Genomic DNA, 21204 nt, shown 5'->3' with positions numbered 1-21204 from the left:
TTTCGATGCTCGGCGCGGCCCTCGGCCACCGGCCAACGCGCTGACCCGAACGGGCGCGAAACGGGCGGAAACGTCACCCGTGCGGCCTCACTCGGCCCGCGAACCGGGGTCCCTACGATGGACGGGTGGACCCCTGGGCGTGGTGGTTGATCGCGCTGGCCGCGTTGGCGCTGATTGAGGCGGTGCGCCAAGACCTGGTGTTCGCCACCTTCGGTGGCGCCGCGCTGGTGCCGTCGTTGATTGCCGCTCGCACCGACGCCGGGTTCGGACTGCAGGTGGTGGCGTTCACCGCGATGGCTGTGATGGGCACCCTGCTGTTGCGACCGGTGCTGCTCAGCCGGTTGCGCGCGGGCTCCGGGTGAGTCGCGGCCGGTGATCGCCTGGCATGTGCCCGCGGTGCTGGCCGCCGGGTTGGCGGCGGGCGCGATCAACGCGGTGGCCGGGTCGGGGACCCTGGTCACCTTCCCGACGTTGGTGGCCATCGGCTACCAGCCGCTGTTGGCCAACGTCTCCAACACCGTCGGCCTGGTGCCCGGCTCCGCGGCCGCGCTGTGGGCCTACGGGCCGGAACTGCGGGCGCTGCGCCATCGGCTGATCCAGTTCGTCCCGGTCTCCGTGCTCGGTGCGATCCTCGGCGGCGTACTGCTGCTCACCGCGCCGGCCAGCGCGTTCAAGGCGATCGTGCCGTTCCTCATCGGCAGCGCTCTGCTGCTGGTGTTGGTGCAGCCGCAGCTGAGCAAACTGCTGTCGACCCGGCAGGCGCAGGACGAGCCGCGCGACCGCACGTGGCTGATGATGGCCGCGGTGTTTGCCGTCGGCGTCTACGGCGGCTACTTCGGGGCTGCGCAGGGCATCATGCTCATCGGCGTGCTCAGCACCATGCTGCGTGCGGATATGCAGCACCTCAATGCGTTGAAGAACGCGCTCGCGCTGACCGCCAACCTCACCGCCGCCCTGCTGTTCGTGACGGTGCATCACATCGATTGGACGGTGGCCGGACTGATCGCCGTCGGGTCGATGATCGGCGGCTTCCTCGGTGGCCGCTACGCACGGCGCCTGTCGCCCGCCGCGTTGCGCGCGATCATCGTCGCCATCGGCGTGATCGCCATCGCCCGCCTGGTGGCCTGACGTCGCGTCAGTCGTCGACGTCGCGGCGCAGCCGCTTGACCTGGCCACGCCGTGATTTCTCGTCCAGCCGGCGTGCCTTGGCCGAGGCGCTGGGTTTGGTCGGCCGGCGTGGCCTCGGCGGCGGCGCGGTGGCCTCGGCGAGCAGCTCGGCCAGCCGTTCCCGGGCCGTGTCCCGGTTGCGCAACTGGGACCGATGCTCGGAGGCGACCACCACCACGGCGCCGTCCACCAAACGATCGGCCAGGCGCGCCAGCGCGCGCCGGTGCAGCGTCGGCGAGAACGCCGTGCTGCCCGCCAGGTCGAAGACCAACTCCACCCGGGAGTCGGTGGTGTTGACGCTCTGCCCACCCGGTCCGGAGGCCCGGGAGAATCGCCAACTCAGGTCGGCCTCGGGGATGATCACGGATCCCACCAGAATCGGCTCGGCCATGCGGGCCAGCATGCCGGCGCGGAGGTTGGAGGGACCGGTGACGCGGGGGAGTAAGGCGCGTGCGCTGGGGTTGGCCGTCGGTTGCCTGCTCGACGCGGTGTTCGCCGACCCGCGGCGCGGGCACCCGGTGGCCGGATTCGGTCGGCTGGCGGGCGGGCTGGAGCGTCGCTGTCGGCGGGACTCCCGGGCCGCCGGACTCGGCTACACCTCGCTGGCCGTGGCCGGACCGGTGGTGCTCGGGATCGCGGTGGAACGGGTGACCGCGGGCCGACCGCTGGCCCGGATGGCCGGCACCGCGCTGGCCACCTGGACGGTGCTGGGCGGGACCTCGCTGGCCCGGCAGGGCGTCGCGATGGCCGCGGCCCTGGACCGCGACGACCTGCCCGCCGCTCGGGCCCGGCTCTCGCATCTGTGCGCCCGCAACCCGGACGGGCTGGGCGCACCCGAGCTCGCCCGGGCCACCGTGGAGTCGGTGGCGGAGAACACCGGCGACGCGGTGGTCGCGCCGTTGTGCTGGGGCGCGTTGGCCGGGGTGCCTGGCCTGCTGGGCTATCGAGCGGTGAACACCTTGGACGCCATGGTCGGCTACCGCGACGAGCGCTATCGCCGGTTCGGCACCGCGGCCGCCCGGCTGGACGACGTCGCGAACCTGCTGCCCGCTCGACTTACCGGCCTGCTGACCGTCGCTCTCGCGCCGGGGGTTGGCGGTGCCCCGGCAGCGACGGTGGCAGTACTGCGGGCCGACCGCGGCGCCCACCCCAGCCCGAACGCCGGCTGGTGCGAGGCAGCAGCGGCGGGCGCGCTGGGTGTGCGGTTGGGCGGCAGCAACAGCTATCCCGGCTACGTCGAGGACCGCCCGCTGCTCAACGCATCCGGACGGGCGCCGCAGCCCGCCGACATCGGTCGGGCGGTGCGGCTGTCCCGGCTGGTCGGGGCCGCCGCCGCGGGCCTGGCCGTAGTGGCTGCCGGAGCGCGGGCATGAGTGGCGGGTTGCTGGTAGCCGGCACGTCCTCGGACGCCGGTAAGAGCGTGCTGGTCGCCGGGTTGTGCCGGTGGCTGCACCGGCGCGGCATCAGCGTGGCCCCGTTCAAAGCACAGAACATGTCGAACAACTCCGCGGTCACCGCCGACGGCGGGGAGATCGGCCGGGCGCAGGCCATGCAGGCCGCCGCGGCCGGCATCGACCTGGAAACCGCGCTGAACCCGGTACTGCTCAAGCCGAATTCCGACCGCAGCTCGCAGGTGGTGCTGCGCGGAAAAGCCATCGGCAACGTCACCGCGATGACTTATCGCGAGCTCAAACCGCAACTGTTCGACGCGGTGCAGGAGGCGCTGGCGGAGCTGCGCGCCCGGTTCGACGTGGTGATCTGCGAGGGCGCGGGCAGCCCGGCGGAGATCAACCTGCGCGCCGACGACATCGCGAACATGGGCCTGGCCCGCGCGGCCGGCCTGCCCACGATCGTGGTCGGCGACATCGACCGCGGCGGCGTGCTGGCCGCCATGTTCGGCACGCTGGCCGTGCTCGAACCCGCCGACCAGGCACTGATCGCCGGCTTCGTGGTGAACAAGTTCCGCGGCGACCCGGCGCTGCTCGCGCCGGGCCTGACCGGCCTGCAGCAGATGACCGGACGTCAGGTGTACGGCGTGCTTCCCTGGCGGTCGGACCTGTGGATGGACGTGGAGGACTCCCTCGCGCTGGATGCCCGCGGCCGTCCCGGCCCGGCCGCGGGCGGGCCGGATGAGCTGCGGGTGGCGGTGGTGCGGCTGCCCCGCATCTCCAATCTCACCGACGCCGACCCGTTGGCCGCCGAACCGGGTGTGTGCGTCGGTTGGGTCGACGACCCGGCCGATCTGGTGGACGCCGACTTGGTCATCCTGCCGGGGAGCAAGGCCACGGTGGCCGACCTGACCTGGTTGCACGAGCGCGGCCTGGCCGCGGCGGTGAGCGCGCACGCCGCTGCCGGTCGTCCGGTGCTCGGCATCTGCGGTGGCTACCAGATGCTGGCGCGCAGCATCATCGACGACGTGGAGTCCCGCGCCGGCGAGGTCGCCGGCCTGGGGCTGCTGCCGTGCACGGTGCGCTTCGGGCCGGACAAGGTGGTTCGCCGCGTTGCCGGAAGGGCCGACGGTCACCCGGTAGCCGGTTACGAGATCCACCATGGCGTGGTCACCGCGAACCCCGGCAGTGCGGATTTCCCCGGCGGCACCCGCGCCGGCCCGGTCTGCGGCACCACCTGGCACGGCCTGCTGGAGTCCGACGGCTTCCGGCGGGCGTTCCTCTCCGAGGTCGCGGCGCTGGCCGGGCGCTCGTACCGGCTGGGGGCGCCGGTGGCCTTTGCCGCGGTCCGCGAGGCCCGCCTGGATGCCCTGGCCGACCTGGTCACCGAGCACCTGGACACGGCCGCGCTGGACGCGCTGCTGGCCCGCGGTGTGCCGGGCGACCTGCCCACGCTGGTCGTCCGCCTTCAGGAGTAGTGAACGACCCACCGGCGTTTCATCACGAATCTCAGTGGTATATGGGCTTCACTTGTGCACCACTGGGTGGGGAGGTTCGACCCCGCCTCGGGACGAGGGGATGGGGACATGTTCAAAACACGCCGCCTCTGGATGGCGATGGGAGCCGGTCTGGTGCTGGCGGCCGCGCCGTCGCTGGCGGGCGCGCAGGGCGTGCACAGCGAAGCACCGCTGGCGCAGGCCGGGAACGTGCCCTCGCCGTCAGTGCCACCCGTCGCGGTCCCACCGCAGGGCACTGGCGACCAGAGCCAGCCCCAGGGGCCGACCGACAGTCCGTTCCCGGGTACCGGCCTGGACCCGTCCGGCCAGGGGGACCAGGGTCAGGGGAGTCAGAGCGACAACCCGCTGGCTGACACCGGCCTGCTGCCGTCCGGTCAGGGCGATCAGGGCGGCGACCAGCAGGGTGGCGACCAGGGCGGCGCTCAGCAGGGCGGCGCTCAGCAGGCCGGCGACCAACCGGGCGCCGAGGCGCCGCCGACGATTGCGGGCTTCGACCCGAGTTCGATCACCCACCAGCAGGGCGACCAGAACCAGCCCGGCCCGGAGAAGGGCGCCGGACAGCAGCAGGGCAACCCACAGCAGGGCAACAACCAGCAGGGCAACGCGCAGCAGCAGGGCAACAACCGGCAGGGCGACAACCAGCAGGGCGACCAGCAGCAGCAGAGCCCGGCGGCGACCGAGCAGACGCCGACGCAGTCCCAGCAGGGCGACAAGAGCACGCCGGACAACGGCCAGCAGGGTGCCAACAACCAGTCGCAGGACGGCAACAACCACGGCGACAACCGGCAGTCGCAGAGCAAGCCGAGCAACGACGACAACAACGGTCGGGGCGACAACGGCAACGACGATCAGTCGGACAACAACAACGACAACCACCGCAATGGTCAGTCGGACGACAACAACAACGGCAACGGCCGCAGTGGTCAGTCCGACGACAACAGCAACCGCGACAACGGCCGCGGCGATCAGGACGGCAACGACTCGGGCCCGTTCAACGTGGACCCGTCACATGCGGCGGGTCAGCTGACCCCGCAGATGCCGGACGAGCGGCGTGGCCGGCACTCCGGGCACCACAAGCGCCACGGCGACTACTCCGACCGCGGCGACCGCGGCGACCGGGGCAAGGGCCACAAAGGCCAGCGCAGCCACCGCGGCGACTGGGACGACCCGGGTGACTGGGGCGGCAAATGGTCCGGCGGCGGTGACGGCGGCGGCGGTGGCGGCGGCGGCGGCGGCTGACAAACCACAGCACGGCTCTGCGCACCCCCGGACATCCAGTCCGGGGGTGCGCACGTCTGCGCGAGTCTGAAGTTGAGCACCCATACCGGCCGGTACTGCATGCTTAGCTGCACACTCGGCGCACAGCGGGGGGATACTTTCTCCGTGGTGAGAGGGCTCAGGTGAAGATCTCGGCGAAGGTGGACTACGCCGTGCGCGCCCTGATCGAGATCGCGGCGTCCCCCGGCGGCCCGCGCTCGGCCGAGGCCATTTCCGCCGCGCAGGACATCCCGCGCGACTTCCTGCTCTCCGTGCTCGCCGATCTGCGCCGGGCCGGGATCCTGGCCAGCCAACGCGGGCAGGCCGGTGGCTGGGTGCTGCTCACCGACCCCGGCGCGGTCTCAATTGCCGACGTGATCCGGGCGGTGGACGGCCCGCTGGTGCGGGTGCACGGCCTGCCGCCGGAGGACGTCAGCTACACCGGCTCGGCGGAGTCCCTGCAGCAGGTCTGGATCGCGGTGCGGGTGGGCCTGCGCCAGGTGCTGGAGCAGATCACCATCGCGCACCTGGTGGCCAAGACGCTGCCGGATACCGCCACCGAGCTGACCCGCGACGCGGGAGCGTGGCATCGCCGCTGACCATGGCGCACGCTGCGGCGGGATCCCCTGACGGACGTGGCGCTGAGGTCTCGCGCCGGATTCGGCACCCAGGGGGTGTGAAAGCCTGGGGGCCGCCGCCGGTGGTGGCGGGTACGGACGGGAGCGGTCGCGTTGGGTGTTGAGATCTCCCCGGCGCGGGTGGCGACCAGCGGGTTCCCGTTCTCCGCGGTGGTCGGCATGGACGACCTCAAGCTCGCGCTGGCCCTGAACGCGGTGGCGCCGGGCATCGGCGGGGTGTTGGTCCGCGGGGAGAAGGGCACCGCGAAATCCACCGCGGTCCGGGCGCTGGCCGCGCTGCTGCCGACGGTGGCGGTGGTGGCCGACTGCCGCTTCGCCTGTGACCCCGACACCCCCGATCCGACCTGCCCCGACGGCCCGCACCCGGCCGTCGCGGACGCCGTCGAGCGCCGCGCCCGGTTGGTGGAGCTGCCGGTGGGCGCCGCCGAGGACCGGGTCGTCGGCGCGCTTGACCTGGAGCGCGCGCTGGCCGCGGGGGAGAGCGCGTTCTCGCCGGGCCTGTTGGCCGACGCGCACCGCGGCGTGCTCTACGTCGACGAGGTGAACCTGCTGCACGACCACCTGGTGGACGTGTTGCTGGACGCCGCCGCGATGGGCCGCGCGCACGTGGAGCGTGAGGGCGTGTCCGTCTCGCACGCCGCGCGTTTCCTCTTGGTGGGGACCATGAACCCGGAGGAGGGGGAGCTGCGCCCGCAACTGCTCGACCGTTTCGGGTTGACCGTGCAGGTCGCGGCCAGCCGGGACCCGGCCGTGCGCGCCGAGGTGGTTCGTCGCGGGTTGGCCGCCGAGGCCGACCCGGCGGGTTTCGCCGCCGCCTGGGCCGCTGAGGACGCCGCGTTCGCGGCACGCATCGAGCGGGCCCGGGCGCTGGTGGGCGCGGTCGAGTTGCCCGATGAGGAGCTGGAGCGCATTGCCCGGGTGTGCGCGGCGTTCGACGTGGACGGCATGCGGGCCGACCTGGTCACCGCCCGGGCGGCGCGGGCGCACGCCGCCTGGCACGGCCGCGCCGCGGTGACCGTGGACGATGTACGGGCCGCCGCGGCGCTGGCGTTGCCGCACCGGCGTCGCCGCGACCCGTTCGACGCCCCCGGTGTGGACTCCGAGCGCCTGGACGAGGCGCTGGGCGATCCGCCACCCCCGGATCCGGATCCCGACGGCGGCGGTGCCCCCCCGCCGCCCGCGGACGGCGCCGATGGCGCGGGTCCCGGCGAGCAGACGGGCAGCTCCGGCCCGGCGCCGGAGGACGTGGCGCCGGTCGGGGCGCCGTTCCGCCCGCGGCTGCTGGCCACCCGGCGCGGCACGCCGGGTCCGCCCGGCCGTCGTTCGCCGGGTCCGACCACGCTCGGGCGCACCGTCGGAGATCGGCGACCGGTCGGCCCGGTGGATGCGGCCGGGTTGCATCTGGCCGCCACCGTGCGGGCTGCGGCCCTGCACCAACGTGAACGTGGCCGGGCGGCGGGCACCCCACTGCGGTTGCGCGCCGGCGATCTGCGCGAGGCCCGCCGCGAGGGTCGGGTGGGCAACCTGGTGCTGTTCTGCGTGGACGCGTCGGGGTCGATGGGCGCGCGGGCCCGGATGTCCGCGGTGAAGGCTGCGGTGCTCTCCCTGCTGCTGGACGCCTACCAGCGCCGGGACAAGGTCGGGCTGGTCACCTTCCGCGGTACCGGCGCCACCGTCACCCTGCCGCCCACCTCGTCGGTGGAGGCCGGTGCGGCGCGGCTGCGCTCGCTGCCCTCGGGTGGGCGAACCCCCTTGGCCGCCGGGCTGCTGACGGCTCGTCAGGTGCTCGAGGTGGAACGTCGCCGGGACCCGTCGCGGGCGCCGCTGCTGGTGCTGCTCTCCGACGGGCGGGGCAACGTCGGCCCGGACCCGGTGCGCGCCGCGCAGCGAGCCGCCGCGGGGTTGGCGATCGACGACGTGGCCGCGGTGGTGGTGGACTGCGAGTCCGGACCGGTGCGACTCGGCCTGGCCGCTGCGATCGCCACCGAACTCGACGCCACCCTGGTGCGCCTGGACGAGCTGGCCGCCGACGGCCTGCGGAGCCTGGTCGCGGACCTGCGTGGAGATCGTCGAGGGGTGGTGGCCTGATGCCACAGGGCACCCCGGTGGTCATCCCCGACGACGGTCTGACGACCCGTCAGCGGCGCGAGCAGCCCTTGTTGATCGTGCACACCGGGGAGAACAAGGGGAAATCCACCGCCGCGTTCGGCTTGGCGCTGCGCGCCTGGAACGCCGGCTGGTCGATCGGCGTTTTCCAGTTCGTGAAGAGCGCCCGCTGGAAGGTCGGCGAGGAGGGTGCACTCACCGCGCTGGGCCGGCTGCACGAGCAGACCGGCGAGGGCGGTCCGGTCCAGTGGCACAAGATGGGCGCCGGATGGTCCTGGTCGCGCCGCGAGGGCAGCGAGGCCGACCACGCCGCGGACGCCGCCGAGGGCTGGGCGGAGATCAAACGGCGGCTGGCCGCGCAGGCGCACGAACTGTACGTGCTCGATGAGTTCACCTATCCGATGAAGTGGGGTTGGGTGGACGTGGCGGACGTGGTCGCGACCCTGCGCGACCGGCCGGGCCGCCAACACGTGGTGATCACCGGGCGCAACGCGCACCCGGACCTGGTCAACGCGGCCGACCTGGTCACCGAGATGACGAAGGTGAAGCACCCGATGGACGTCGGGCGCAAGGGCCAGCGAGGCATCGAATGGTGAGGCAGCGATGACAATCCTGGTCCCGGCGCCGGGCGGCGCTCCACGGGTGGTGGTGGCCGCGCCCGCCAGTGGGCAGGGCAAGACCACGGTGGCCACCGGTCTGGTCGCCGCGATCCGCGCCCGCGGGTTCGCCGTCTCGGCGCACAAGGTCGGCCCGGATTACATCGACCCCGGTTATCTCGGGCTGGCCGCGGGTCGTCCGGCGCGCAACCTCGACGCCTGGCTGACCAGCGAGCGCGCCATCCCCGCGCTGTTCCTGCACGGCTCGGCCACCGCGCAGGTTGCGGTGATCGAGGGCGTGATGGGGTTGTTCGACGGGGTGGGCGGGGGTGCTGCGGGCGTCGATGACTTTGCCTCGACCGCGCACGTCGCCCGGCTGCTCAACGCCCCGGTGCTGCTGGTCGTGGACGCCGCGTCGCAGTCCCGGTCGGTGGCCGCCCTGGTACACGGGTTCGCCTCCTACGACCCGCGGGTGCGCATCGGCGGTGTGGTGCTCAACCGGGTTGCCTCCGACCGGCACGAGCATCTGCTGCGGGATGCCCTGGCGTCGCTGAAGATGCCGGTGCTCGGCGTGCTGCGCCGCGACGACCGGGTCGCGGTGCCGTCCCGGCACCTGGGCCTGGTGCCGGTGGCCGAGCGTTCGGCCGATGCCGAGGCGGCGGTGGCCGCGGCGGGCGAGGTGGTCGCCCGTGGGGTGGACATCGATGCGGTGTTGGCCCTGGCCGCGGGCGCCCCGCGGTTGTCCGCGCGGCCCTGGGACCCGCACCTGGAGGTCGGCCCGCTGCCCCGCGGGTACCACAGCGCCCGGCCACGCATCGCGGTCGCCGGTGGGCCCGCCTTCACCTTCAGCTATCACGAGCACGTCGAGTTATTGGCCGCGGCCGGCGCCGAGGTGGTCACCTTCGACCCCTGCCGGGACGAGGCGCTGCCGCCCGGCACGGTGGGTGTGGTGATTGGCGGCGGCTTCCCCGAGATGTACGCGAAAGCCCTGTCCGACAACGAAAAACTCCGCCAGGACATCGCGGACCTGGCCGCGTCCGGGGGTGTGGTGCTCGCGGAGTGCGCCGGGCTGCTCTACCTGGCGGAGAGCCTGGACGGCGCGCCGATGTGCGGTGTGCTCGACGTCGAGGCCGAGATGACCGGGAAACTGACGTTGGGCTACCGCCGCGCCGTGGCGGCCACCGATTCCGTGCTCTGCGCGGCCGGCCAGACGCTGCGCGGCCACGAGTTCCACCGCACCCGGTGTCTGCCCACCGCCGGTGCGTCGCCCGCGTGGCAGTTGGCCGCGGCCGACCCGGATGTGCCGGGCGCGGTACCGGCCGGGGCGGAAGGCCACGTGGTGGGCAATGTGCACGCCTCGTACCTGCACCTGCACTGGGCCGGTCGCCCACGCATCGCGCGGCGCATCGTGGCCGCCGCGCGGCGCGTGGATCCGGCCGCGCGCTCGCGGTCGCCGCAATGAGGGATGCGACGCCGTCCTCGCCGACCGTGCGTCGCGGTCCGGCGGACCCGGCCGGTCTGAACCTGCGTCACCACGGTGACGACGAGCTCGCGCCGGGACTGGTGGATCTGGCGGTCAATGTGCGACCCGGTGGGCCGCCGCCCTGGCTGCGTCGGGTGCTCGCGGACACCCTCACCGGGTTGTCCGAATATCCGCGGCCACATGCCGCGCGGGAGGCGGTCGCCGCCCGGCACCACCGCCGCCCGACCGACGTGTTGATCACCGCGGGTGCCGCGGAGGCCTTCACCTTGATCGCGCGGGCATTCCGGTTCCGCCACCCGGTGGTGATCCACCCCCAGTTCACCGAGCCGGAGCTGGTGCTGCGCACCGCCGGGCATCCGGTGGACCGGGTCCTGCTCTCGGCCGTGGACGGGTTCGCGTTGCCGGATGGCGCGCTGCCGCCCACCGCCGACCTGGTGGTGGTGGGCAATCCCACCAATCCCACCTCGACATTGCACGCGGCCCGTGCCCTGGCCGCCCTGGCCCGGCCGGGTCGGCTGCTGCTGGTCGACGAGGCGTTCATGGACGTCGTACCCGGCGAGACGGAATCTTTGGCCGGTGCCGCGGAGATCCCCGGCCTGATCGTGGTGCGCAGCCTGACCAAGATGTGGGGCCTGGCCGGGTTGCGGGTCGGCTACCTGCTGGCCGCGCCGGAGATCATCACCGCGCTGGCCGCGGTGCAGCCGCACTGGTCGGTGAGCACCCCGGCGTTGGCCGCGGCGGTGGCCTGCAGTTCGCCGGCCGCGGTCGCCGAGGCGCAGGTTGCGGCCGCCCGGGTCACTGTGGACCGCGCCTATCTGCTCGAGTGCCTGGCCGCGTTCGACGGCGTCGAGGTAATCGGGCTGCCCTCCGCGCCGTTTGTGCTGCTCCGGGTGCGCGACGGTGACACTATCCGGCGCCGACTGCGCGATTGCGGCTTCGCCGTCCGCCGCGGCGATTCCTTCCCCGGTCTCGGTCCGGACTGGCTGCGGCTGGCGGTGCGCGACCCGCACACCACCGACGCCTTCTGCGCCGCCCTGGCCACGGTGCAACTGGAGGCGATGGTCTCCGGGGGCCCCGCATGAAGGATGCACAAGTACCCCGAGTGTGTAGTGGTGCAGCCGAAACAGGCGAGAAAAGCTGCACATCTACACACTCGGGAGAGAAGGGCAGCTTCTCCGAGGCGGACCGGGACGCGATCTACGCGCTGATCGAGGCGCGGCGGGATGTGCGCAACGGGTTCCGGCCCGATCCGGTGCCGGACGTGGTGTTGGCCCGGGTGCTCGGGGCGGCGCACGCGGCGCCGAGCGTCGGGTTCAGCCAGCCGTGGGACTTCCTGGTGATCCGTTCGCCGCAGACCCGGGCGCGGCTGGCCGTCCTGGCGACACAAGCGCGGGCCCGGTACGCGGCCGAACTGCCGGCGGCGCGGGCGAAAGCGTTCGCGCCGCTGCGGGTGGAGGCGATCGAGGCGGCCCCGGTCGGCATCGTGGTCACCTGCGACCCGACCCGCGGTGGCCGGCACACCCTGGGCAGGCACACCCAACCCGAGACAGCCGCGGCGTCGGTGGCCACGGCGATTCAGAACCTCTGGTTGGCCGCGCGAGCCGAGGGGCTCGGCGTCGGTTGGGTCAGCTTCTTCGCCCCCGACGAGCCGGCGGCGACGCTGGGGTTGCCCGCGCATCTGGACGTGGTCGCCTACCTGTGCCTCGGCTACGTGGACGGCTTCGGCGAACAGCCGGAGTTGGCCACCGTGGGCTGGGCGCGACGCCGACCGTTGGGCTGGGCGGTGCACTGGGAGACTTTCGGTCATCGCGGAGTGCCGGGAGAGGCGCCGATGGATCTGCTCACCGAAACGCTCGCGGCGATCGCGCCCGCGGACCCGTCCGCCGTCGCCGCGGCCCGGGACCGGCAGGACCGGATGACCAAGCCGCGCGGTTCCCTCGGCGTGCTGGAGGACGTGGCCACCGCGCTGGCCGGGCTGGCCGGGCGCTGCCCGGCGCCGCTGCCGGAACCGGCCGCGGTGGCGGTGTTCGCCGCCGACCACGGCGTGCATGCCCGCGGCGTCACGCCGTGGCCGCAGGAGGTCACCGCGCAGATGGTGGCCAACTTCCTGGCCGGCGGCGCGGTGGTGAACGCATTCGCGGCGCAGGTAGGTGCCGAGGTGGTGGTCGTCGACGTGGGCGTGGCCGCGGACCTGGCGGTGGTGCCGGGCCTGTTGCCGCGCAAAATCCGGCCGGGCACCGCGGACCTGACGCAGGGTCAGGCAATGAGCCGGGACGAGGCTGTCGCCGCGCTCGAGGTGGGTATCGAGACCGCGCGGGATCTGGTGGCAGCGGGTAACCGGTGCCTGCTCACCGGGGACATGGGCATCGCCAACACCACCGCCTCCGCGGCGCTGATCGCAGTGTTCACCGGCGCGGCCCCTGCGGCGGTCACCGGCTACGGCACCGGCATCGATGAGGACATGCACCGGCACAAGATCGCCATCGTGGCGGAGGCGTTGGACCGCCACGCCCCGGATTCGGCCGACCCCATCGGCGTGCTGGCCGCGGTCGGTGGGCTGGAACACGCGGCGCTGGCGGGTTTCCTGTTGGGCGCCGCGGCGCTGCGGGTGCCGGTCGTGCTGGACGGGGTGATTGCCGGTGCCGCCGCTCTGGTGGCCGCGGCGCTGGCCCCGGATGCCACCCACGGCTGGTTGGCCGGGCACCGCTCCGCCGAGCCCGGGCACGCCTACGCGCTGGAGCACCTCGGGCTGCGGCCGTTGGTGTCGCTGGACCTGCGCCTGGGTGAGGGCACCGGCGCGCTGCTGGCGCTACCCATGGTGCAGGCCGCTGCCCGGGCGCTGGCCGAGGTCGCGACGTTCGACTCGGCCGGCGTCACCGAGAAGCCCTAATGCCCCTCCACGTCGCAGGCGTCCGCTCCACCGTGAGCTATAGCTCACGGTTCAGCGGACACCTCGGGGATGAGGGGGGTCGGTGAGCGAGCCGGAGCCTTATCCGGTCGGGCTGCGGCTGGCGGGTCGCCGGGTGCTGGTGGTGGGCGGTGGCGCGGTCGCCGCGCGACGCCTGCCGAACCTGCTCGACGCGCACGCCGATGTGCTGGTCGTCTCGCCGTCGGTCACTCCGGCGGTGGAGGCGCTGGCCGCGCACGGGCGCATCCAGTGGGAGGCCCGCGCTTACCGCCCGTCAGATCTCGACGGGGCCTGGTACGTGCTGGCGTTGACCGCCGACGCGCAGGTCAACGCCGAGGTGCTGGCCGATGCCGAGGCGCAGCGCATCTTCTGTGTGCGGGCCGATGACGCCAGCGCGGCCACCGCGTGGACGGCGGCCTCCGCGCGGCACGACGGGCTCACCGTTGCGGTGCTGGCCGGCCGCCGGCCGCGCCGCGCGGCCGCGGTGCGCGATGAACTGATTGCGGCGCTGCGCGCCGGGGCGATCGAGGCGGGCCGGGCGGACAAGCCGGCCGGGGTCGCCCTGGTCGGCGGCGGACCGGGGGATCCGGATCTGATCACGGTGCGCGGGCGGCAACTGCTGGCGCTGGCCGACGTGGTGGTCACCGACCGGCTCGCCCCGCCCGCGCTGTTGGCCGAACTGGGTGCGCACGTCGAGGTGATCGACGCGTCGAAGATTCCCTACGGGCGGGCGATGGCGCAGCAGGCGATCAACGAGGTCCTCGTCGAGCATGCTCGGGCGGGCCGGTTCGTGGTGCGCCTGAAGGGCGGCGACCCGTACGTGTTCGGCCGCGGGTTCGAGGAGGTGGAGGCCTGTGTCGCGGCCGGGGTGCCGTGCACCGTGGTGCCGGGTGTCTCCTCCTCGATCGCGGTTCCCGCGTTGGCGGGCATCCCGGTGACCCACCGCGGGGTGGCGCACGAGTTCACCGTGGTCTCCGGGCACATCGGCCCGGCGGACCCGGAGTCGTTGACCGACTGGGCCGCGCTGGCCCGCATGCGCGGCACCATCGTGCTGCTGATGGCGGTGGACAAGCTGCCCGCCATCACCGCGGCGCTGGTCGCGCACGGGCGGGACGCGAGCACACCCGCGGCGGTGGTGCAGGAGGGCAGCACCGCCGGGCAGCGGGTTCTGCGGGCCCCCCTGGGCGAGATCGCCGCCGCAGCGCGCGAGGCCGGCATCCGGCCCCCGGCCATCGCGGTCATCGGTGACGTGGTGGCCGTCGGGCAATGACTGTCGAGATCGACGACCCCGACGACCCGCGGCTGACCGACTACGCGCGGCTGGTGGACGTCGGGCACCGGATCCGCCGGGAACCCGCCGAGGGACTGTTCATCGCCGAGGGCGCGCTGACCTTGCGCCGGGCGCTGGACGCCGGCTACCGGCCGCGCTCGGTGTTGCTCACCCCGAACCGGCTGGACCCGGCCGCAGACGAGATCGCCGCGGTGCTGGCCGCGGGCGGCGCGGCCTACGTGGTGGGGCCCGAGGTGGCCGCGCGGTTGACCGGATTCCACGTCCACCGCGGCCTGTTGGCCGCCATGCACCGCCGGCCGTTGCCGGAGGTGAGCGATCTGTTGGCAGCCGCCCGCCGGGTGCTGGTGTTGGAGGACGTGGTCAACCACACCAACGTCGGCGCGGCCATCCGCGGCGGCGCGGCGTTCGGTGCGGATGCGGTGCTGGTCACCCCCGCGTGCGCGGACCCGCTGTACCGACGTGCCGTCAGAACTTCGATGGGCACGGTGTTCCAGGTGCCCTGGACCCGCCTGGGCGACTGGCCCGCGGATCTGAAGCTGCTGCACGACGCCGGTTTCGTCACCGTCGCGCTGACGCCGGACGACGCCGCGCAGGACATCGATGATTTCGCGGCCGCCGGCCACCCGCGTATCGCGCTGGTGCTGGGCACCGAGGGCGAAGGTCTGGCCGGGTCCACCGTGGCCGCCGCCACGCACCGGGTGCGCATCCCGATGGCCGCCGGCGTCGACTCCCTGAACGTGGCGGCCGCTGCCGCGGTCGCCTGCTACGCCCTGCGTCCGCGCTGAATCAGGCCAGCCGCATACCGCGCGGCAGCCGCTTCACCGGTGTGCGCAGGCGGCGGGTGGTGATGGTGACCGCGCCCAGGCCCAGCAGCGCGTCGAAGGCGAGGCCGTAGGGCCACACCGGGCTCTGCGCCTGGCGTGCGCCCAGCGGTTCGACGGTGTTGTTCGGGTCCCGGGCGTCCCGCACGGCGCCCGCGATGCCGCCCAGCGGGTCGAAGGTGAAGCTGGAGTCGCCGTCCTTCGTGGGTTCGATGTCGATGCTGAGCTTGTGCTTCTGCGGTGCGGCGTCGGCCAGGATCACGAATGGGTTGGGCGCGAGCAACCACCAGACCTTTTCCGGCCGGACGTCGTCGGTGGTGCGGGTCTCGGTGTGCATCGGCAGCTGATCGGGGTTGGTGATGTCGCCGTTGAACAGCGCGTCGTAGTCGGGCACCTGTTCGGTGACCGTGTGCGTGCCGCGGGTGGAGGTCAGCGCCAAACCGAAGACCACCAACGTGCCGATGGTGAGCGCGAACACCGACAGGTAGGACATCACCGAGGAGGTGTTGGTGCGCGCCACCAGCCCTGACCAGCACTGCGCGATCGCGCACACCACGCCCATGAGCACCGCGACCACCAGCACGGTGATGATCAACCGGCCCACGCCGACGCCACCCATGAACAGCGTGGACGCGGCGATCGGAACGGCCAGGCCGAGGAACACCAAGGCCGTGCCCCAGGCGGCGAGCAATTTGCCCAATGCGATCTCGGCCGGGGTGAGCAGGGTGACCTGCAACACCGCGAGCACGCCGCGTTCCCGGTCACCGTTGATGGATTGCGCGGCCAACGTCGGCACGATGAGCAGGGACAGCGCGAGCAGCATCACCATCAAGCCGCCGAACACCGGCACGCCCCGCTGATGCAGCCCGCCCACGTCGTGCACCGTCTGCCACAGCACGGCCGTCAACAGGCCCAGGCCCAGTACCCAGACGCCCAGCAGCAAGCGAACCCGTCCGGTGCGTAGGCGCACCCGAAGTTCGTGCCCGGCAACCGCGCGAATGCCGGCGAGCCTTTCCTTCATCGCCGCACCTCGGTGCACCCGTGCGGCTCCCGAGCCGCGCTGACACTGTGCCCATTGATGAGCTCGCTGCGCTCACTCATCGCCGTTCCTCGGTCAGCCGCAGGTAGGCGTTCTCCAGGGCGCCACCGACCGGGGCGATGCTGGCCACCGGCACCCCATCACGCATCAGCGAGGCGAGCAGTTCGGCGGCCTCGGCGTCGCCGCGCAGCATCACCTGGACCCCGGAGGCGTCGCGGGCGTCGAAGTCCACGCCGTACTGGCGCAGCGCGCTCAGCAGTCGGTCGGTGTCCAGCGCGCGGATGCGCCAGGGGCCTAGCACCTCGGCGCTGCGCAGCTCACCCAGCGTCCGCTCGGACAGCGTGTGTCCGCCGGCTACGAACACCGCCCGGTCGGCCATCTCCTCCAGCTCGGAGAGGATGTGACTGGACACCAGCACCGCGGCCCCGGCGCCGGCCAACGTGCGCAACAGCACCCGCAGGTCGACCCGGCTGCGCGGGTCCAACCCGGAGGCCGGTTCGTCGAGCAACAGCACGTCGGGGGAATGCACGATGGCCCGGGCCATGCCCAGCCGCTGCTTCTGGCCGCGGGAGAGCACGTGCACCGGGGCGTCGGCGAACTCCTCCAGGTGCACCAGGGCCAGCAGCTCCCGGGTCCGACTGGCGCGGGCGGCCCTCGGCAGTCGGTGCGCGGCCGCGAAGAACTCCAGTGCCTCACGCGACGTCAGGTTGTCGTAGCTGCCGAAGGTGTCCGGCATCCAGCCGAGCCGACGGCGCACCTCGGTCGGTTCGGTCACCGGATCGTGCCCGGCCACTCGGATCTGCCCGGCGTCCGGCCGCAGCAGCGAGGCGAGCATCAGCATCAACGTGGTCTTGCCCGACCCGTTCGGCCCGACCAACGCGGTCACCGTCCCGGGCGGAGCGCTGAACGTCATATCGTCGACAGCCACCACCGGACCGAACGTGCGCCGCACCCCGGCCACGCTGACGCCACCCGCCACGCTCACAAAGTGATGATCGGTGAGATTCGCCGGTTCGGGGATCGGCCGTTCGGCCGGGTTCACGTGAACAGGGTGTCGCCCCAGAAGCGGCCGGGACCGGCGACGCCGGGCGGGCAGGCCCACAGGCCGGAACCGGTATGCCGGATGTATTCGTTCATGGCGTCATTTTTGGCGAGTTGGCGCTGCAGCGGGATGAAGCCGGTGCGCGGGTCGCGCTGGTAGGCGAGAAAGAACAGGCCGGCATCGAGTCGACCCAGGCCGTCCGAGCCGTCGACGAACGAGTAGCCACGACGCAGGATCCGCTTGCCGGCGTTGGACAACGGCGAGGCCAGGCGCACGTGCGAGGTCTCCGACATCGTGTTGATGTCCACCACCTCGCGCTCCAGCTGCTTCCCCGCCGGCGCGCCCTCACGCTTGTCCCGACCGATGATCGACTCCTGTTCGGCCAACGAGGTGCGGTCCCAGATCTCGATCAGCATGCGGATGCGCCGGGCCACCAGATACGAGCCGCCCACCAGCCAATCGGGGCCTTCGCGCTCGCTCACCCAGACGTGGTCGGCCAGCTTGTCCAGCTCGTCCACCGCGATGTTGTTGGTGCCGTCCTTGAAGCCGAACAGGTTGCGCGGGGTCTGCTCGGCCGGCGTGGTCGAGGAGGTCTTGCCGAAGCCCAACTGCGACCAGCGCACCGACACCGTGCCGAAGCCGATGCGCGCCAGGTTGCGAATCGCGTGCACCGCGACCTGCGGGTCGTCGGAGCAGGCCTGCACCGCGATGTCACCGCCGCTGCGCAGCGGGTCCAAGGTGTCGCCGGGGAAGTGCGGCAGTTTCTCCAGCGCGTCGGGGCGGCGGCCGTCCAGGCCTAAGCGTGGCTTGGAGTGCCGGGTGAACAGGCTCGGCCCGAAGCCGATGGTCAACGTCAACCGGGCGGGCGGTAGCCCGACCGCCTCACCGGTATCGCCGGGCGGCGCCTCGATGATGGCCGGGAACGCCCCGGGGTCGAGCGCATCCACCCCGCTGGTCATCCGGGCGGCGGCCGCCGTCCATGCCTTGAGCATCGCGACGACCTTGTCCCGGTCCTCGGTGAGCACGTCGAACGTGGTGAAGTGCAACCGGTCCTGTACTGGGCTTGCGATGCCCGCCTGGTGCGGCCCGTGGAAGGGCACGGGCAGATTCACCGGGTCCGCGGCGTCGGCGGCGGTGAGCGCGGCATCGTTGTGCCGGGCGGTCGCGGCCCAGCCGAGGCCGCCGATCCCGCCGACGGCCACGAGGCCGGCCCCGGCCATGCCCAGCACACGACGCCGAGAGGGGCCGGAGGAGAGCCCCGTACCCTCCGGCCCCTGGTCCATCGGCGCCGGCGTCACGTCGAAACGACCGCCGCGGCCAACTTGCTCAGCGGCTCGGCCAGGGCGTTCACCGCGTCGGAGAGTGCCTTGCGGCCGGCCTCGTCGACCTTGCTGTAGTCCTGCCAGCCGTTGCCGTCTTTGTACTTGTCCAACGCCTCGTCCGCGTCGGCGAACTCGGTGTCCAGCGTGGAGGTCAGCAAGGAGTCCGTGACCAACGGCCGGAGCAGGTCGTAGACCTTCTTCGCGCCGTCCAGGTTGGCCTTGAAGTCCCACAGGTCGGTGTGACTGAAGGCGTCCTCCTCACCGGTGATCTTCCCGGTGGCCACCTCGTCGAGCAGCTCCTTGGCACCGTTGGCCATGCTGGTCGGGGTGATCTCGGCATCCGCGACCCGGCTGGACAGGATGTGCAACTCAGCCAACAGGTCATCGCCCGCGGTGCCCATGTTGTCGGTGGTGCCGTCCACCCACAGCGTCTTCTCGATCTTGTGCCAGCCGGTCCAGGTCTGCCCGGACTCCAGATCGGCCTCGCGGGTGTCCACCTTCGGGTCGATGTCGCCGAAGCTCTCTGCCACCGGTTCGATGGCCTCCCAGCCAACTCGCGACGGCGCGAACAACGACTTGGCCTTCTCCAGGTCGCCGGCCTTGAGCGCGGCCACGAAGTCCGCGGTGGCCTCGATGGTGTCGTGCACCTGCTCGGCCACGTAGTCCCGGTACGCGGACACCGCGCCGGCCGCGGTGGCGCTGGTGGGCGCCGCGGACGCGCTGCCGGTGACCGTCAGGCCGGTGTTGATCCGCTCGCTGTCCCGGGGTCGGCAGGAAATCGTGTAAGACCCGCCGGCCAGCTCGGAGACCACGTCGGCGTCACTGTTCGGGCCGATGTTCTCCCGCTCGGTGACGATGCCCCCGGTGCCGTCGGCGCCCATGAGGATGTACACCTCCGTCACCTTGGTGCCGCCGTTGTGCACGTGCAGGGTCAGCGGGCCTGACGAGACCGAAGACATATCCAGGGTGCACGCGCTGTCCGAGGCCGAAACCGCGATGGCGTTGCCGGACGCCGCGGAGGCCGTTGGGGAGGGAGCGGCCGAGGGCTCCCGCGCGGCAGCGGTCTTGTCCTTGGTGATGCCGCACCCGCCGAGGACCGCCGCGACGGCGGTAATCGTCGCGACGGGGACAGCGGTACGCGACAGACGCATCAGACACTCCGGATCAGGTTCGGTAAGGCTAACCTACCTTACGACCCCTCACATTACTCACCGCAGTCAGGGCGTCAAAAGTGACTTCTGTACTTTTCCGAGAGCATTTCGGGGAAGTGAGTCGCAGAAGACGATCCGACGCGGGCGTTTGTGCACGGACAGCGCCGTGGCGACGAACGCCTCCAGATCGGCGGCGACGGCGTCTCCGGCCACCACATACGCCACGATGCGCTGACCCAGGTCGGGGTCCGGCTCGCCGACCACCGCGACCTCGGACACCGCGGGATGGGCGAGCAACGCCGCCTCCACCTCACCGGCCCCGATCCGGTACCCCCCGGACTTGATCAGGTCCACCGAGGCGCGACCCAGGATGCGGTGCCAGCCGTCAGCGCCCAGCGTGGCCACGTCACCGGTGCGGAACCAGCCATCGGCGGTCCAGCAGGCGCTGGTGGCCTCCGGTCGCCCGAGGTATCCGTCGAACATCGTCGGGGTGCGCACCTGAAGTTCGCCGGGCGTGTCCTCGCCCGGCGGGATCGGGGTGCCGTCCTCAGCCACCACCCGGGTGGTCACGCCGGGCAGGGCCAGGCCGACGTGGCCGGGGCGGCGCTCGGAGTCGGCCCGCGCCGAGACGGTGATCAGCGTCTCGGTCATGCCGTAGCGCTCCACCGCGCGGTGTCCGGTCAACGCGGCCAACGCCTCGAACACGGGCGCGGTGAGCCCGGCGCTGCCGGATACCAACAACCGCGCCGAGCGCAGCGCGGCGGCAGAGTCCGGCTCGTCGACCACCCGCGACCACACCGTGGGCACCCCGAAGTACAGCGAGCCGCCCGCGGCGGCGTAGGCCTGCGGCGTGGGTCGGCCGGTGTGCACCACGCGGCACCCCACGCGCAGCGAGCCCAGCAGGCCGAGGATCAGTCCGTGCACGTGGAACAGCGGCAGGCCGTGCACCAGCGTGTCCTCCGGCGTCCACGCCCAGGCTGCGGCCAGCGCGTCCAGGTCGGCGCCGATTGCGGCGTTGGACAGCACCACGCCCTTGGGGGGGCCGGTGGTGCCGCTGGTGTAGAGCACCATGCCCCCCGGCGTCGCGCCGGGCAGCGCGGACGGCGCCGGGGTGCCGGGTGTCGGGATCGGGACCCGGGGGTGGTCACTGGTCCAGGTCGGGTTGCCGAGCACCACCTCGGCGCCGCTGTCGCCCAGGACGTGCTCGCGCTCCAGCGGCCCGGCGTCGGGGGCCAGCGGCACCACCGCGACGCCGGCGCACAGCGCGCCGAGCACGCCGACCAGCGTGGCCAGTTCCGGGCCGGCCTCGATGACGGCGCTGCGCGCCCCGCCCAGCCGGACCGCACAGACCTGCGCCGCGGCCAGCAGATCCGCACGGGAGGTGGCCGCGTCCCCGATGCGCACGGCGTCGGGTGCGTCGTCTGGTGCCCACAGCCCGGGCAACAGCGATTCGAGCGGATCGGTCACCGCACTATCCT

At 72.7% G+C, this 21204-nt stretch carries 19 protein-coding genes; 13 read left to right on the top strand and 6 right to left on the bottom strand.

Annotated elements, in window-relative coordinates:
* Window positions 1-125 precede the first annotated feature (125 nt).
* Window positions 126-362, top strand: coding sequence for a hypothetical protein (locus tag VGJ14_04995; protein ID HEY2831760.1), 237 nt, complete (start codon window positions 126-128; stop codon window positions 360-362).
* 10 nt (window positions 363-372) lie between these two features.
* Entirely contained in the window at window positions 373-1128 is a 756-nt protein-coding gene (locus VGJ14_04990) for a sulfite exporter TauE/SafE family protein (protein HEY2831759.1), read from the top strand.
* 7 nt (window positions 1129-1135) lie between these two features.
* Here the strand turns inward: VGJ14_04990 and arfB are convergent, their stop codons facing one another.
* Window positions 1136-1558, bottom strand: coding sequence for an alternative ribosome rescue aminoacyl-tRNA hydrolase ArfB (arfB, locus tag VGJ14_04985; protein ID HEY2831758.1), 423 nt, complete (start codon window positions 1556-1558; stop codon window positions 1136-1138).
* Between the two features lie 37 nt (window positions 1559-1595).
* Here arfB and VGJ14_04980 point away from each other — a divergent pair, with 37 nt between their 5' ends.
* The 11 genes from VGJ14_04980 to VGJ14_04930 all read left to right on the top strand — a co-directional run bounded on the left by VGJ14_04980 (window position 1596) and on the right by VGJ14_04930 (window position 15136).
* The gene (locus tag VGJ14_04980; GenBank protein ID HEY2831757.1) at window positions 1596-2540 is read left to right on the top strand and encodes a cobalamin biosynthesis protein; all 945 of its coding nucleotides are present in this window, start codon (window positions 1596-1598) and stop codon (window positions 2538-2540) included.
* Window positions 2537-4033 (top strand): cobyric acid synthase, encoded by a 1497-nt coding sequence (locus tag VGJ14_04975; protein HEY2831756.1) that lies wholly within the window; start codon window positions 2537-2539, stop codon window positions 4031-4033. Before VGJ14_04980 ends, VGJ14_04975 begins: the two co-directional genes overlap by 4 nt.
* Window positions 4034-4141: 108 nt before the next feature.
* A complete protein-coding gene (locus VGJ14_04970) occupies window positions 4142-5311 on the top strand; it encodes a hypothetical protein (GenBank protein HEY2831755.1) in 1170 nt (389 codons plus the stop codon).
* 161 nt (window positions 5312-5472) lie between these two features.
* A complete protein-coding gene (locus tag VGJ14_04965) occupies window positions 5473-5928 on the top strand; it encodes an Rrf2 family transcriptional regulator (protein HEY2831754.1) in 456 nt (151 codons plus the stop codon).
* A 132-nt stretch (window positions 5929-6060) separates the two neighbouring features.
* Complete coding sequence (locus VGJ14_04960; GenBank protein ID HEY2831753.1) at window positions 6061-8055, top strand: putative cobaltochelatase; 1995 nt, start codon at window positions 6061-6063, stop codon at window positions 8053-8055.
* Window positions 8055-8669, top strand: coding sequence for a cob(I)yrinic acid a,c-diamide adenosyltransferase (gene cobO / locus VGJ14_04955; protein ID HEY2831752.1), 615 nt, complete (start codon window positions 8055-8057; stop codon window positions 8667-8669). Before VGJ14_04960 ends, cobO begins: the two co-directional genes overlap by 1 nt.
* Window positions 8670-8676: 7 nt before the next feature.
* Window positions 8677-10131, top strand: coding sequence for a cobyrinate a,c-diamide synthase (locus VGJ14_04950; GenBank protein HEY2831751.1), 1455 nt, complete (start codon window positions 8677-8679; stop codon window positions 10129-10131).
* On the top strand, window positions 10128-11234 hold the full coding sequence (cobC, locus tag VGJ14_04945; protein ID HEY2831750.1) for an Rv2231c family pyridoxal phosphate-dependent protein CobC: 1107 nt from the start codon (window positions 10128-10130) through the stop codon (window positions 11232-11234). Before VGJ14_04950 ends, cobC begins: the two co-directional genes overlap by 4 nt.
* A 20-nt stretch (window positions 11235-11254) precedes the next feature.
* Complete coding sequence (gene cobT / locus VGJ14_04940) at window positions 11255-13042, top strand: nicotinate-nucleotide--dimethylbenzimidazole phosphoribosyltransferase (GenBank protein HEY2831749.1); 1788 nt, start codon at window positions 11255-11257, stop codon at window positions 13040-13042.
* A gap of 82 nt (window positions 13043-13124) precedes the next feature.
* Window positions 13125-14330 (top strand): uroporphyrinogen-III C-methyltransferase, encoded by a 1206-nt coding sequence (cobA, locus tag VGJ14_04935; protein HEY2831748.1) that lies wholly within the window; start codon window positions 13125-13127, stop codon window positions 14328-14330.
* Window positions 14327-15136 carry an RNA methyltransferase gene (locus VGJ14_04930; GenBank protein HEY2831747.1) on the top strand — a complete coding sequence of 270 codons (810 nt, stop codon included), beginning with the start codon at window positions 14327-14329 and terminating at the stop codon, window positions 15134-15136. Before cobA ends, VGJ14_04930 begins: the two co-directional genes overlap by 4 nt.
* A 1-nt stretch (window position 15137) precedes the next feature.
* Here VGJ14_04930 and VGJ14_04925 read toward each other — a convergent pair whose 3' ends face one another.
* The 5 genes from VGJ14_04925 to VGJ14_04905 all read right to left on the bottom strand — a co-directional run bounded on the left by VGJ14_04925 (window position 15138) and on the right by VGJ14_04905 (window position 21193).
* Window positions 15138-16193: an ABC transporter permease gene (locus VGJ14_04925; GenBank protein ID HEY2831746.1), complete on the bottom strand. Its 1056-nt coding sequence runs from the start codon at window positions 16191-16193 to the stop codon at window positions 15138-15140.
* Between the two features lie 76 nt (window positions 16194-16269).
* Window positions 16270-17253 carry an ABC transporter ATP-binding protein gene (locus VGJ14_04920; GenBank protein HEY2831745.1) on the bottom strand — a complete coding sequence of 328 codons (984 nt, stop codon included), beginning with the start codon at window positions 17251-17253 and terminating at the stop codon, window positions 16270-16272.
* The gene (efeB, locus tag VGJ14_04915; GenBank protein ID HEY2831744.1) at window positions 17250-18536 is read right to left on the bottom strand and encodes an iron uptake transporter deferrochelatase/peroxidase subunit; all 1287 of its coding nucleotides are present in this window, start codon (window positions 18534-18536) and stop codon (window positions 17250-17252) included. Before efeB ends, VGJ14_04920 begins: the two co-directional genes overlap by 4 nt.
* 11 nt (window positions 18537-18547) lie before the next feature.
* Window positions 18548-19726: an iron uptake system protein EfeO gene (gene efeO, locus VGJ14_04910; GenBank protein ID HEY2831743.1), complete on the bottom strand. Its 1179-nt coding sequence runs from the start codon at window positions 19724-19726 to the stop codon at window positions 18548-18550.
* A 66-nt stretch (window positions 19727-19792) separates the two neighbouring features.
* Window positions 19793-21193 (bottom strand): AMP-binding protein, encoded by a 1401-nt coding sequence (locus tag VGJ14_04905; protein HEY2831742.1) that lies wholly within the window; start codon window positions 21191-21193, stop codon window positions 19793-19795.
* Window positions 21194-21204 lie beyond the last annotated feature (11 nt).

Source organism: Sporichthyaceae bacterium (genome assembly GCA_036493475.1).
Classification (GTDB): Bacteria; Actinomycetota; Actinomycetes; order Sporichthyales; family Sporichthyaceae; genus DASQPJ01.
The sequence above is the reverse complement of the archived record's forward strand: the minus strand, read 5'-3'. Positions and strand labels throughout refer to the sequence as shown.